We start from the raw sequence: 13759 nt of genomic DNA, 5'->3' as shown, positions 1-13759 counted from the left end.
AGATTTGATCCGGGCGCAGACCGTGCCCGGATCACAACCGTCCGATGCGGTCCAGCAAGAGGGCGTAGAAGCCGTCGGCGTCGATGTCGCGGATGAAGGTGGCGTTTTCGGGTCTGTCCATGACGTTCCACCAGTCGGCGACCGTCATGCCCATGGTGAGTTCCGACTGGGTTTCGATTTCCACATTGATCTTTCTGCCGGAAAAGAGGTCCGGTTTCAGTAACCATGCGATGACGCAAGGATCGTGCAGCGGAGCGCCTTGGCTGCCGTATTTGTCCATGTCGAACCGCTCGAAGAAATCGGTCCACTCGGCGACCATGCGTCCAGGTTCCGTTCCCAGATTGCGGAAAGCTTCCACGCGCTCCGGCGTCGTCAGTGCCTTGTGAGTGACATCCAGTGGCATGACAGTAAGTGGCGCGCCGGACTTGAACACGATATTGGCGGCATGCGGATCGACATAGATGTTGAACTCGGCTGCAGGCGTGATGTTGCCCACCTCAAAATAAGCGCCTCCCATCATCACGATTTCCCGGATTTTCGGAATAATGTCCGGAGCCACGTGCATGGCGGTGCCAACATTCGTCAGCGGACCCAATGTGCACAGGGTCACTGTGTTTGCAGGTTCGCGGCGCAGGGTCTCGATGATGAAGTCGACTGCATGTTGCTCCTGCAGCGGCATGGTCGGATCTTTCATCACCGGGCCATCAAGGCCTGTCTTGCCATGAACGTGTTCTGCCGTCACCAGTTTGCGGAACATGGGTCGCTCACAGCCAGAAAAGACTTTCGTTTCCGGCTTCCCAGCCAGCTCGCACACAATGCGGGCGTTCTTTTGTGTGAGGGGAAGGGGTACGTTGCCTGCAACGGCGCAAATGCCCAACACTTCCAACTCCTCAGGGCTGGCTTGCGCCAGCAAAATGGCGACTGCGTCGTCCTGCCCGGGATCCGTGTCAATGATGATCTTGCGCGGCGCCATGTTTTGAGACTTTCAAATTCTTGGGATTGAAATGGGTGCGAAATAGAGTGGTGAAGCTAGGGGAAGGTTTTTCTGCCCGCAAGCCGTTTGCTCGGTACCGAGGTCAGGGACATTCGCGAAATTGTCTCTACCTCAACTTGTATCCGGCCAGGTCCTGCATCTGTTTTGGTTAGAAATGTCTGAATCACGACGATTTGCGACCGTTTGGGTGCGGATTGTAGGCGAGGTTCCCAGCCAAGCTTGTTGAAAAGGAAAAGCGCCCGAAATGCTCTGTTTTCTTGAGGTCAAATCGTATTTGATGGCATTGCCTGACTTGCTCTAACCTTGGAACGGGGCCCAATTGAATGACAAGCGCAAAGCAGAAGTCTTCCAGGGAAATCCAAGTCATTGGTTGGCGGGAATATGTGTGCTTGCCGGAACTAGGGGTTTCTGGGATGCGCACCAAGATCGATACGGGGGCGCGAACCTCCGCGCTCCACGTCGGAGATCTGTCCTTTTTCGAAAGAGAAGGTGTGAAGTGGGTGCGTTTCACCATTCCTGCTTCCGAGCTTCATCATTCAACCCATGTGGAAGTACCTCTTCACGACGAACGCCCCATCAAGAACACGAGCGGCGTTCCAGAAAACCGTCCTATCATTGAAGTGCTCATGAAACTCGGTCAGCGTCGTTGGCGCATCGAAGTGTCCTTGGCGGACCGATCAAATATGGGCTTTGACATGATCTTGGGACGCACGGCCATTCGGCGACGAAAGTTGCTGGTCAATCCCGGTCGCTCCTTCCTGTTGGGCGAGCCGGATGTGCAAAATGAAGACCGTCAGCCAAAAACCCATCTGTCCGAAGAACGAACGATGGCGCCGGTTCAGGACAAACAGAACGAGGGAGGGGGCAAGCCATGAAAATCGCAATGATGGCGCGGAACCCGAACCTTTATTCGCACCGGCGTTTGAAGGAAGCAGCAGAGGCACGCGGTCACGAACTGGAAATCATCAACACCTTGCGATGTTACATGAACATCGCGTCCCGGCGGCCGGAGATCTATTACAACGGCGAGAAATTGACCGGATTTGACGCGGTCATTCCGCGGATCGGCGCGTCTATCACCTATTATGGTTTGGCGGTCTTGCGCCAATTCGAAATGATGGGTGTTTATCCGTTAAATGAATCCGTCGCCATTGGCCGGTCGCGAGACAAGTTGCGATCCATGCAGCTTCTGGCCCGTGATGGGATTGGACTGCCGGTCACGACCTTTGCGCATGACCCGAAAATGACCGAGCAGGTGCTGGCGACGGCTGGCGGGGCGCCAGTCGTGATCAAGTTGCTTGAAGGCACGCAAGGCATCGGGGTGGTTCTGGCTGATACGGAACGCTCCGCGAAATCGGTGATCGAAGCCTTTCGCGGGGCCAACGTGAACATCCTGGTGCAGGAGTTTATCAAGGAGGCTGGTGGAACGGACATTCGGGCGCTTGTGGTGGGCGGTAAGGTTATCGCTGCCATGCAGAGAACCGGGGCTGAGGGTGATTTCCGGTCCAATCTTCACCGAGGCGGCAGCGCAAAGGCGGTTCGGATTACGCCGGAAGAACGGTCAACAGCGCTCAGGGCCGCCAAATCGATGGGTCTGAATGTGTGCGGTGTTGATATGCTTCGCTCCAATCACGGTGCGGTGGTTATGGAGGTCAATTCCTCTCCCGGACTTGAAGGCGTTGAAAAGGCGACAGGCATTGATATTGCCTCCAAGATTATCGAAGTGTTGGAAAAGAACGCGAAGGTTGGAAAGACGAAAACCAAGGGTAAGGGCTGACGCCAATGGCAACGCGCAAGGCCTTTGAAATTGGCGGGCAACGGGTTGCGCCGGGCACACGCAAGACGGTTGATGTGCCGGTGAGCGTGTTGTCCGACCATACACCGGTTTCAATGTCGGTGCATGTCGTGCATGGGCGTCGGGCTGGACCCGTACTCTTTGTCAGTGCGGCTGTTCACGGCGATGAAATTATTGGGGTTGAGATTGCACGCAGGCTCTTGAAAGCGTCCAACCTCGATGGCCTGCGGGGCACGCTTTTGCTGGTGCCGATTGTAAATGCGTTCGGATTTCTGAACCACTCGCGCTATCTTCCCGACCGGCGTGACTTAAACCGGTCGTTTCCCGGTAGTCCGCGTGGCTCTTTGGCCAGTCGATTGGCCGAAATCTTCATGAGTGAAATTGTCGGGCGGTCTGACCTTCGCATCGACCTTCACTCAGCTGCGATCCACCGCACAAATCTGCCGCAAATTCGCGTGTCGCCATCCTCTTTGGAGACAATGGCCTTGGCTCGTGCTTTCGGTGCGCCAGTCACCATCACCGCAAAATTGCGGGAGGGCTCCATGCGGCAGGCGGCTCAAGAAGCTGGTGTTGATGTTCTGCTGTTTGAGGGCGGTGAAGCGCTTCGGCTGGACGAAATGGTGGTGCGGTCTGGCGTCTCGGGCATTCTTCGGGTGATGAAATCGCTCAAGATGGTTGGAAACAAGGGCATTGCGAAACCTCGTAAACCGACCTTGCTTGCGTCAATGAGCTCTTGGGTGCGTTCGCCTGCTGGTGGTTTGCTGCGGCTCTTTAAGTCAGCCGGTGAGTTCGTCCAGGAAGACGACCTCCTCGGGATCGTTTCAGACCCCTTCGGAGAAGTGGAGAGCGAAGTTTATGCGCCCATGGAAGGCCTGATCATCGGACGCACGAACCTTCCTGTTGTCAATGAAGGCGACGGCCTCATTCATATCGCTGAGATCAAGCAGGCGGATGTTGTCGAAGACACAATCGACAGCCTGAATTCGCAACTTCTTGCCGACCCGATGTTTGACGAAGACGAGATTATCTGACCCTAAGGCATCGATAGTTCGTAGTACCGTCCGTTTGTCAGCCCGAAGAGGAAGGTTGTGGAGGCCTTTGATCCGCTTGTGTGTATGTCGGTTTCCAGCGGGGCAGGAAGTCGGAATTTCCCGAGCTGCTGGATGCTGCCGCCCTTGAATGACAGTGCATGTAGCGTGCTGCGCCTCGTATCTGGAACGAGAAGGTCGAAGGTGCCGTCGCCATTCATATCTGCTGTTGCAGACAGACCGAGGTTTCGAGAACCGATAGCGTGGTTTGAGAACCCGAATTTCGACAAGGCCTGCCGCATCTTGCCGTCATTAAACTCATAAAGCCTAAGGGTTCCACCGATATGCGGTATCTCGACATAGGCGACTTGCTGCATACCGTTGCCAAGATAGTCGGCTATGCCAGCAATATTGAGCCAGCGGTTGGCGCGGCCGATGAAACCTGTGCTACCGACTTCCTGCAATTGGCCATTTCGCAATGCATAGAGGGTAACTGATCCCCCGCCACGGTTGGACGAGCGGATGGTGATGACTTCAGTTTGGCCATCTCCGTCAAGGTCTGCAAGGCGAGGGGTTCTGTCTTCAAAGACTTCTGTTTGGGGCAGGGTGAGGGAGAGAGTTTTCCCGTTGCGCGTGCGGATATTTAGTTGAGCGGCTTCAATTGCATCGCCAATCACGCCGTGACGGTATCTCGTCGTCGGAGCGCTGTACCAGGCTGCGGTTATGTCACCGTTTGACCTTTGGGCAATATTGCCATCCGGCAGGCCGTCTTTTGCTTTTGGCCAGGAGGTCGCCGCTTTGAGCCAAGCGTCTTTTGTGATCTCCGTCAGCGTGTCGGCCTTCGCTGGGTGCCCATGAATAGGGCTGCGATAAGCGCGAGGCTGGACAGAACGAAGAATACGCGATGAAGGCTGGCCATGTTCTTACACCTGAAAAAGATGAGATGGTCTTTTCTTAGAAAGACCACTTCCATACGCCAACACACAGTTTGACGGTTTGCTATCAAAGACGTGTGAGTGCGATCGTACGCTTCGCTTTGCGTATTTGGAGAGTGTGGAACGGGTTTCAGAATTTTGAGTGTGGCTCTGGTCTCGGCGAATGTGGAGCGTTATGTTTCTGACCGTGCTAAACAGCAGTGAGCTTCATTCATTGCTCAAGTCCCCATCCAAGACCTAAAGGTTTCGCCATGAACCAGATGCTTACGCCCAAATTCGGTATTGGTGCGCCGGTCCGCCGCAAGGAAGATGACGCCCTGATTGCGGGTAAGGGGATCTATACTGGGGACTATCGGCCAGAGGGCTGCCTCACTGGCGTCATGGTGCGCTCGTCCATGGCGCATGCGAAATTCACTCTCAGCGGGCTAGATGAAATCCGTCAAATGCCGGGCGTTCGTTTGGTGATGACACATGCAGATGTGGCATCTTACGGGGATGTGCCCACGCTTGCCATGCCGCCCCAAAAGGATGGCAGTGACTATAAGCTGCCACCGCAGGAACTTCTTTGCTCTGACACTGTCCGGTATGTTGGTGATGCCATCGCGTTCATCGTGGCTGACGATGTTCAAACGGCAAAGTCCGCAGCCGAGATGGTTGAGATCGATTACGACCCGCTGGACGTTGTCGTCGACACCGAAAAAGCGCTTGATGCCGATGCCCCGTTGGTTTGGCCGGAATTTGGTTCCAACGTTGCCTTTGTTCAGGGGCAAGGCGATGTGGATAAATGCGCTGCGGCTTTTGAAGGGGCGGACAAGGTTGTCTCCATCAAACTCATCAACAATCGCCTTGTGGCCAATTACATGGAACTGCGGGGTTGCGTTGCTGAACACGAGGAAACGAGTGATCGGTTCACGCTGACCCTTGGCACGCAGGGCGGCCACGGCATGCGGGATATCATCTGCGGGAACATTCTGAAGATTGATCCAAGTCAGCTGCGCGTTGTGACGCCGGAAGTGGGCGGCGGCTTTGGCACCAAGGCGTTCTGTTATCGGGAATATCCGCTGACAATGATCGCGGCCAAGGCACTCGGGGTGCCTGTTCGCTGGGATGGTGATCGGACTGAGCATTTCATCGTCGATGCCCATGGACGGGACAACGTCACAAGCGCGGATTTGGCCTTGGACAAGGATGGCAAGACCCTCGGGCTTCGGGTCAATCTGATTGCGGCCATGGGAGCTTATCTCCACCAGTTTGGGCCGTTCATTCCCTTTGTCGGAGCGTCTATGTCCACCGGGCTTTATGACATTCAGGCCTTGGATGTAACCGTCACCGGGGTCTACTCCCACACGGTTCCTACCGATGCCTATCGCGGGGCAGGGCGTCCGGAAGCTGCATATTTGATTGAACGCTTGATGGATAAGGCTGGCGAAGAAACCGGGCTTGGACCGTTGGAAATCCGTCGCCGGAACTTCATTCAACCTTACGCGTTGCCCTACACAACGCAAACAGGCCGGATGTATGACACAGGCGACTTTGACGGGCACCTGACCGAAGCTCTGAAAGTGGCGGATTGGGAGGGGTTTGCCACGCGGCAGGCCGAAAGCCGCACCAATGGAAAAATGCGCGGGATTGGCCTGTGTTCTTATGTCGAGGCCTGCGCCTTTCCGGGTGGGGAAGAGGCGACGGTCGAACTCAATGAAAACGGCTCTTTGACGCTTCTTATCGGTACGCAGACCAACGGGCAGGGGCATGCGACCGCCTACGGCCAGATTATTGCCGATCAGTTCGGTGTCGACATGGATGCCATTGAGGTCATTCAGGGTGATACGGACAGGGTTCGCAGGGGGGGCGGGACGGGTGGGTCTCGCTCCATTCCGCTTGGGCTCCCTTCCGTGCGCAACGCGACAAACATCCTTGCCGACAAGGTGAAGGAGAAGGCTGCCGATCAGTTGGAGGTTGGCGCGGAAGACCTTGAGCTTGTTGGCGGCAATGTGCGCGTTGTGGGCACCGACCGGCAGATCGCGCTGTCTGAAATCGCGGCCGCCAGCGGTGAGACGCTGACGGGTCAAGATATGGTCAAGCAGAAGGAAGCGACCTATCCAAATGGCACGCATATATGTGAGCTGGAGGTCGATCCGGAAACTGGAGATGTCGAGATCACCAATTACGTGATCGTCGACGATTTCGGCGTTACCGTGAACCCGCTGCTTTTGGAAGGTCAGGTTCAGGGTGGAACTGTACAAGCTATCAGTCAGGCTTTGTGTGAGCGGACGGTTTATGATGAAGACGGCCAGCTTTTGACCGCCTCTCTTCTAGATTATCAGCTCATTCGGGCTGCGGATCTTCCAAACATTCATTTCCAGACCCGCAATGTTCCCTCAACCACCAATGCCATGGGCATTAAGGGAGCAGGAGAGGCAGGAACCATTGGCGGGTGCGCAGCGGTGATGAATGCGCTTCAGCGCGCCTTGAAAGATGGTGCCGGTGTTCGCGAGATTATCGACATGCCGGCAACTCCGCTGCTGGTTTGGGAAGCGATACAAGCTGCCAAAGCCTGATACGGACATCGGGTGTGAGACTTGAAAAGGCGCCATGTGGGCGCCTTTTGTTTTCTGAGTGCAATTTACTCTGCCACAGCAGGTGATGGTGTGCCGCCGCTCTGGTGATAGTCTTTGATGTGGACCTCGAAGGCGCGCAGGCGTTTATAGACGGACATTAGTTCCACGATGGTGGTCCAGGCATTGACGAGATACTGGAACGAGCTTTCCACTCTGTTGAACGCCCGCACGATCTGCTGCATGACGCCAAGGGTGATGGCCCCGGTGACAATGGTCGGACCCAGGGCAACATAAGGCACGAGCACAGTTGCCTGCAGATAGGACCACTTTGCTACATCGAAATACAGATAGTGGAAGAAGAGGCGGAAATAGTTCTTCCGAACCTTGCCGAACAGCTCCTCTACCGAAGGCGGGTCGGCGCGGCTTTCGTCATCCTCTCCGTAGACCAGTTCTTTCCGGTAGGCGGCTTCAACCTTTTGGTTGTTGAACTCCAGACCGGGAAGTTTAATGCCGACGACCGCCAAGAGGACCGTGCCAGAGGCCGCCGACAGGATCGCGACATAAACCAGAGAATGGCTGACTTCGCCGATCCAGGGCAACGCGGTTACATTGCTGGAAAGATCCCAAAGCAAGGGCAAAAAGGCGATCAGCGTCATGATGGATCGCATGAAGGAGACGCCGAGGCTTTCCATGTGTTGATTTTCACTGAGAACTGACCCGGTGGCCCCATAAATTGTCACTGAGAACTGACCCATGTGAACACACTACCCCGACGTTTTTGGCTCGGGGGATATGGAGTGATCGACATGGGATTTTTGAGTGTCATTCGACGCTGGGCATTGCGTGACAAAATGCCAATCAGAGAGATTTCCCGTCGCACGGGTTTATCTCGCAACACGGTGAAGAAGTATCTGCGCGAGGGCATTGTTGAGCCGAAGTTCAAAACCCCGCCGCGACCAACCAAACTTGATCCGTATGCGGACCGTTTGTCTTCTTGGTTTGTGGCCCAGACGCGCAAGTCGCGCAAAGAGCGTCGAACCGTCAAACAGATGCACGTGGATCTGGTGCAGTTAGGGTATGATGGCTCCTATGAACGTGTGGCGGCCTTTGTCCGTGCGTGGCGTGCGGACCGGCAGCGGGCGGAACAGACGACAGGGCGCGGCACATTTGTGCCTCTGATCTTCCAGCCCGGCGAAGCTTTCCAGTTTGATTGGAGTGAAGACTGGGCCAATATTGGCGGCGAGCGACTGAAGCTTCAGGTCGCGCATATCAAGTTGTCACACAGTCGGGCGTTTTTGGTCCGGGCTTACCTGCTGCAAACGCACGAGATGCTGTTTGACGCCCATTGGCACGCGTTCCGCGTGTTTGGCGGCGTTCCTGGCCGAGGGATCTATGACAATATGAAGACAGCGGTTGATCGCGTCGGCAAAGGCAAGCAGCGGGACATCAACGTCCGTTTCAAGGCGATGGCTAGCCACTACGTCTTTGAGCCTGAGTTCTGCAATCCGGCTTCAGGTTGGGAGAAAGGCCAGGTCGAGAAGAACGTCCAGGACGCGCGCAATCGGCTTTGGCAGGTCATGCCCGTCCTTGCAGATCTGGCTGAACTGAACCAATGGCTTGAAGATCGGTGCATCGCCCTTTGGGCGGAGACGCCGCACAAAGCCTTGCCGGGGTCTCTCGCCGATGTGTGGAAAGCTGAGAAGCCAATGCTGATGGCTCTGCCGCCGGCCTTCGATGGATTTATCGAACATAGCAAGCGAGTGTCTCCCACATGCCTGATCACATTCGAACGCAACAGGTATAGCGTGCCCGCCAGCTTTGCGAACCGCCGTGTCAGCCTGCATGTCTACCCTGACCGACTGGTCGTTGTGGCCGAAGGGCAAACAGTTTGTGAACATGCACGGCTCATTGATCGGTCCTGCCGCAAATCAGGCAAGGTTGTTTATGACTGGCGGCACTATCTTGCTGTCATTCAGCGCAAACCTGGCGCCCTTCGCAATGGCGCGCCCTTCACCGAGATGCCGGAAGCCTTCCAACGGCTGCAGGAACGCATGTTACGCAAGGAGGGGGGTGACAGGGAAATGGTCGACATCCTCTCATTGGTTCTGCAGCATAACGAAGAGGACGTGTTACGCGCCGTGGACAAGGCGCTGGAAGCGGGTGTGCCAACCAAGACGCATATCCTGAACCTTCTACACCGGTTGATCGACCGTAAGCCGACGGAACATCCAGAAGTCGACCCACCGGACGCCTTGGCATTGCAAACCACGCCCGAGGCAAATCTAAATCGTTACGATGGCCTGAGACAGGCTGGGGAGAAGCGCCATGCGTCATGACCCAGCCGGAGCCTCTATCGTCATCATGCTGCGCAGCCTCAAGCTCTATGGCATGGCAAATGCCGTCGAAGACCTGGTCGCCCAAGGTGCCCCAGCCTTTGAAGCCGCGACCCCGATGTTATCACAGCTGCTCAAGGCTGAAATGGCGGAACGAGAGGTTCGATCCATCGCTTACCACACAAAGGTCGCCCGCTTCCCTGCATACAAAGACCTCACCGGCTTTGATTTTGCGTCCAGTGAAATTAACGAAGCGAAAGTCCGGCAGTTACACCGGTGTGAGTTCATCGAAAACACCGAGAATGTCGTTCTGATCGGTGGGCCCGGCACGGGCAAAAGCCACACCGCCACAGCAATCGGCGTTCAGGCGATCGAACACCACAGGCGCAAGGTTCGGTTCTTCTCAACAGTGGAGCTGGTCAATGCACTGGAGCAAGAAAAAGCGATTGGCAAGGCTGGGAAAATCGCTGATATGCTGACCAAAGTCGACTTGGTCATCCTGGATGAGCTCGGTTACCTGCCGTTCAGTTCATCAGGTGGGGCACTGCTCTTTCACCTGCTCAGCAAGCTCTACGAGCGCACAAGCGTCATCATCACAACCAACCGTAGCTTCTCAGAATGGGCGCAGGTCTTCACAGATGCAAAGATGACCACCGCTCTCTTAGACCGCCTCACGCACCGCTGCCACATCTTGGAAACAGGCAACGACAGCTACCGCTTCAAAGCCAGTTCCAAGGATACAAAGAAAACTAGAAAGGAGACCCCAACATTGACCGCGTCATAGACCACGACGCATAACTAAAGGTGGGTCAATTCTCGGTGAAAATACCGGGTCAGTTCTCAGTGAAAATCAACATTTCCATGATGCGGGCGAAGCGCATTGTGTCTTCCTGCACGCGCTGGGCCGCGCCCTCGATATGCCGCACCACATGCCAATGGGTCATGTAATAGTCGTTCATTGCCGTTCGCCAGCGGAAGATAAAGTGTTTGGTATAGAAATCCAAAACCACAGCGATGGCCACATAGATGGCGGCGATCTTAAAAAACGTCATCAGTTCGGCCATATACTCGGACATTGACACGCTGCCCGGCTCGGCGAGAGCTTTCTGAATGGTGTCGTAGAACGAGCCAAACCATTCGTTGATATCTACATCGAGCTGAACCTTGTACCAAGTCACGGCGAGAATAATTACCGAGCCCGCCCACGCCCATGCGACCCAGCGCTGATTCATGAAAAACGACTTGAACATCCGTTCGATCCTTCGATTCGATCCTTCAAGCTGACTATAGGTCGTCCTTTTCCGGAATTCAGGAAAGCCTGTATAAATGTGAGGATTTGTGAACAGCGTTCTTGGGTATCGGTAGAAGATAGGCGCGTCTAAGCGATTGATTGCCAGTTAGAACAGGCGCATAGTTCAATCTCTCAGTTCATTCCTCATGGATGGTCGGCATATTTTCGATCCGGGCCTTTAAAAGGCCTATCGCTCAGATCAGTTTGTCGGCTGTTTTTTGCTCAACATTCAAGGACACGTTCCGTGCCGCCGCCTTCAAGTGCGAAGATCGAAAATAATCCTGTATCAACGGGGATGACCCGGCATGCGCCGATGATGGGCATTGCGCTCAAGGTGCTGTCGACGGTCGCCTTTTTCTTCATGGTGACATTGCTGAAGCTGGTGGCAGAAACGGTTCCCATTGGGCAGGTTGTGTTTGCCCGGAATTTCTTCGGCATGTTTCCGGTTTTGATTATGGTCGCCTTTCGCGGCGAGTTGATGCTGGCTTTCAAGACGAAGCGCGCTAGCGGCCATATAGGCCGGGCCATGGTCGGCGTGACGGCGATGGTTTGTTCCTTCACCGCTTTTCATCTTTTGCCATTGGCTGATGCCACTGCCATCGGGTTTGCAACGCCGCTGATGGTGGTGGTGCTTGCCTTCTTTCTTCTGGGTGAAAAGGTTCGGATTTTCCGCTGGAGCGCAGTTTTGGTCGGGTTTACCGGGATTTTAGTCATCCTGTCGCCGCATCTCGGGGAAGGGGACTTCAAGGATGGTCAAGCCGTTGGAGCGGTGTGTGCCGCGCTGGGGGCCCTCTTTGCGGCGCTGGCAATGATCTTTGTCCGCAAGCTCTGCGAAACTGAGCGGACAGCAACAATTGTCACCTGGTTCGCAGGGTTTGCGACCGTGTTTTCGCTGCTGACAATCCCGCTTGGGTTTGTGTTCCCAAGTCAGGCTTGGGTTATGCCGGATGGGGTTACCGCTCTTCTTTTGGTTCTCGTAGGTTTGTCGGGTGGTGTCGGGCAGATATTGTTGACCCAGAGCTATCGGTTCGCGGATGCATCGACGATCGCTCCTTTTGATTACATCAACATGTTCTGGGCTATCGCGGTTGGTTGGCTGCTTTTTTCAGATACGCCATCTGCCCCGGTGTTGGTCGGGTCGGCAATTGTGATTGCAGCCGGGATTTTCGTTATCTACCGTGAGCACAGACTTGGGCTGGATCGAACCAAAACCCGCCGTGCCTCAACACCTTCCAAGTCGTGACAAAACCGGGGGCCTTAACCTAGAAGGCCTTGAAGGTGATGACTGTCTTTGTGTCCTGAATCCCGTCGACTGGGTGGACCTTTTCATTGACGAAGTGGCCAATATCGGCGTCGTTTTCGACGTAGAACTTCACAAGCAGATCATAGTCACCGCTGGTGGAATAGATTTCCGACGCGATTTCCGCATCAGCAATGGCGTTGGCGACTTGATAGGTTTTGCCCAGCTGGCATTTGATCATGACGAAAAAAGGAACCATTGCGCCTGTCCTGAGTGTGGGGTGACTTTCTCACAAGGACATCGCGCATCTGCGCCGGGCAGTCAATTCCTGCTTTGAAAACAACTCGACCATCTTGCAATGGCGCTTGCGGATTGGTAGCCGTTCGCCACCCGGTTGCGTACGCACCGCAACGAACACTCCATGGAGACTGACATGATCGCCATTGCTGTAACCATTGCCGGATCGGATTCAGGTGGCGGTGCTGGCATTCAGGCGGATTTGAAAACGTTTTCTGCTCGCGGTGTTTATGGCGCGAGTGTTTTGACTGCGTTGACGGCGCAAAACACCCAAGGGGTTAGCGGTATTCACGATGTTCCGGCTGACTTTGTACGGGCGCAGATGGATGCGGTTTATTCAGATCTAGACGTTGGTGCGACGAAGATTGGTATGTTGTCCGTGCCAAAAACCATTGAAGCTGTGGCGTCTGGTTTGCGCGAACTCCACACCGGACCTGTGGTTCTTGACCCGGTTATGGTCGCAGCCTCAGGCGACCCGTTGCTTGTTTCAGAAGCCGTTTCCACTTTGGTGGAGCAGTTATTTCCACTCGCCGCTCTCATTACGCCGAACTTGCATGAGGCCGCTCATATTCTTCGTTGCGATGTTGCCCAGTCTGAAGAGGATATGACTGCACAAGCTGAACAGTTGTCAGAGCTTGGCGCTTCGGCCGTTTTGATGAAAGGTGGTCATGGCAAAAGCGATGAAAGTGCAGATCTCTTGTTGAGTGGGGCGGATCGTGTCTGGCTGCGCGCACCACGTCACGAGACCCAAAACACCCATGGAACCGGTTGTACCTTGTCCTCAGCAATTGCCGCAGAGCTTGCCAAGGGAGCTGACCTGCAAAAGGCCGTCGGTACAGGCAAGGACTACATCACCCAGGCGATATCTACTCTGACGAGCTTTCTATTGGCAAGGGGCATGGCCCGGTGCATCATTTCCATGAGTTTTGGGGCTGATAATTTCCTTTTTTGGATCAATTATTGAATTTCAGGGGAATTTGTCAGGGAGCTGCGTGACATTTTGGGCACAGTTTGTCGAAAATGAACATTTCGTCTTGAAGTTATTGATTGCCCAAAAAATAGGCAATGTTTCAAAGGGCGATACCGGACACAAATTGAATTGCTGAAATCAAGCGTTTTGCTGGCTATCCACCAATCCCTAGTTACTGGAACTCGCATTCACTGCGTAAAATCGCGTTCCGGGCATGAAAACCCACGGTGTTGAAAGTCGATGTTTTCGGTTGATTTGAGTTAGCGCTTTCGAAATCATTACGCAAATCAATGTGAAACTCGCCTTTGGGGATTGGCG

Annotated in this window: 11 protein-coding genes and 2 pseudogenes; 8 read left to right on the top strand and 5 right to left on the bottom strand. The window is 54.8% G+C overall.

Going from position 1 to position 13759, the window contains the following annotated elements:
* Positions 1-31: 31 nt before the first annotated feature.
* Positions 32-973, bottom strand: coding sequence for a nucleoside hydrolase (locus tag TRICHSKD4_RS19640; RefSeq protein ID WP_009468685.1), 942 nt, complete (start codon positions 971-973; stop codon positions 32-34).
* A 344-nt stretch (positions 974-1317) separates the two neighbouring features.
* Here TRICHSKD4_RS19640 and TRICHSKD4_RS19635 point away from each other — a divergent pair, with 344 nt between their 5' ends.
* The 3 genes from TRICHSKD4_RS19635 to TRICHSKD4_RS19625 are packed head-to-tail and all read left to right on the top strand — an operon-like array spanning position 1318 to position 3820.
* Positions 1318-1869 (top strand): RimK/LysX family protein, encoded by a 552-nt coding sequence (locus TRICHSKD4_RS19635; RefSeq protein ID WP_009468683.1) that lies wholly within the window; start codon positions 1318-1320, stop codon positions 1867-1869.
* Positions 1866-2771 carry a 30S ribosomal protein S6--L-glutamate ligase gene (rimK, locus tag TRICHSKD4_RS19630; RefSeq protein ID WP_009468682.1) on the top strand — a complete coding sequence of 302 codons (906 nt, stop codon included), beginning with the start codon at positions 1866-1868 and terminating at the stop codon, positions 2769-2771. Before TRICHSKD4_RS19635 ends, rimK begins: the two co-directional genes overlap by 4 nt.
* Before the next feature lie 5 nt (positions 2772-2776).
* Complete coding sequence (locus tag TRICHSKD4_RS19625) at positions 2777-3820, top strand: succinylglutamate desuccinylase/aspartoacylase family protein (protein WP_009468681.1); 1044 nt, start codon at positions 2777-2779, stop codon at positions 3818-3820.
* A 2-nt stretch (positions 3821-3822) separates the two neighbouring features.
* On the opposite strand, the gene TRICHSKD4_RS19620 is transcribed toward TRICHSKD4_RS19625, so the two are convergent.
* Positions 3823-4494 (bottom strand): VCBS repeat-containing protein, encoded by a 672-nt coding sequence (locus TRICHSKD4_RS19620; protein WP_009468680.1) that lies wholly within the window; start codon positions 4492-4494, stop codon positions 3823-3825.
* 509 nt (positions 4495-5003) lie between these two features.
* Between TRICHSKD4_RS19620 and TRICHSKD4_RS19615 the strand changes: the two genes are divergently transcribed.
* A complete protein-coding gene (locus tag TRICHSKD4_RS19615; RefSeq protein WP_009468679.1) occupies positions 5004-7310 on the top strand; it encodes a xanthine dehydrogenase family protein molybdopterin-binding subunit in 2307 nt (768 codons plus the stop codon).
* A gap of 65 nt (positions 7311-7375) precedes the next feature.
* Here the strand turns inward: TRICHSKD4_RS19615 and TRICHSKD4_RS19610 are convergent.
* A pseudogene (locus tag TRICHSKD4_RS19610) lies at positions 7376-8002 on the bottom strand (SbmA/BacA-like family transporter); the annotation flags it as partial.
* Between the two features lie 114 nt (positions 8003-8116).
* Here TRICHSKD4_RS19610 and istA point away from each other — a divergent pair.
* A complete protein-coding gene (istA, locus tag TRICHSKD4_RS19605; RefSeq protein ID WP_139052042.1) occupies positions 8117-9646 on the top strand; it encodes an IS21 family transposase in 1530 nt (509 codons plus the stop codon).
* Positions 9636-10427: an IS21-like element helper ATPase IstB gene (gene istB / locus TRICHSKD4_RS19600; RefSeq protein ID WP_009465782.1), complete on the top strand. Its 792-nt coding sequence runs from the start codon at positions 9636-9638 to the stop codon at positions 10425-10427. Before istA ends, istB begins: the two co-directional genes overlap by 11 nt.
* A 49-nt stretch (positions 10428-10476) precedes the next feature.
* On the opposite strand, the gene TRICHSKD4_RS19595 is transcribed toward istB, so the two are convergent.
* Positions 10477-10893: an SbmA/BacA-like family transporter gene (locus tag TRICHSKD4_RS19595; protein WP_009468676.1), complete on the bottom strand. Its 417-nt coding sequence runs from the start codon at positions 10891-10893 to the stop codon at positions 10477-10479.
* Positions 10894-11178: 285 nt separating this feature from the next.
* On the opposite strand from TRICHSKD4_RS19595, the gene TRICHSKD4_RS19590 reads away from it, so the two are divergent.
* A complete protein-coding gene (locus TRICHSKD4_RS19590) occupies positions 11179-12177 on the top strand; it encodes a DMT family transporter (protein ID WP_247642836.1) in 999 nt (332 codons plus the stop codon).
* A 19-nt stretch (positions 12178-12196) separates the two neighbouring features.
* Here the strand turns inward: TRICHSKD4_RS19590 and TRICHSKD4_RS19585 are convergent, their stop codons facing one another.
* Entirely contained in the window at positions 12197-12433 is a 237-nt protein-coding gene (locus TRICHSKD4_RS19585; RefSeq protein WP_009468673.1) for an Lrp/AsnC ligand binding domain-containing protein, read from the bottom strand.
* Between the two features lie 174 nt (positions 12434-12607).
* Between TRICHSKD4_RS19585 and thiD the strand changes: the two are divergent.
* A pseudogene (gene thiD / locus TRICHSKD4_RS19580) lies at positions 12608-13407 on the top strand (bifunctional hydroxymethylpyrimidine kinase/phosphomethylpyrimidine kinase).
* Positions 13408-13759 lie beyond the last annotated feature (352 nt).

It is taken from the genome of Roseibium sp. TrichSKD4 (genome assembly GCF_000148725.1).
Lineage (GTDB): Bacteria > Pseudomonadota > Alphaproteobacteria > Rhizobiales > Stappiaceae > Roseibium.
Note: the sequence above shows the minus strand (reverse complement) of the source record. Positions and strands in the feature narration are given on the sequence as shown.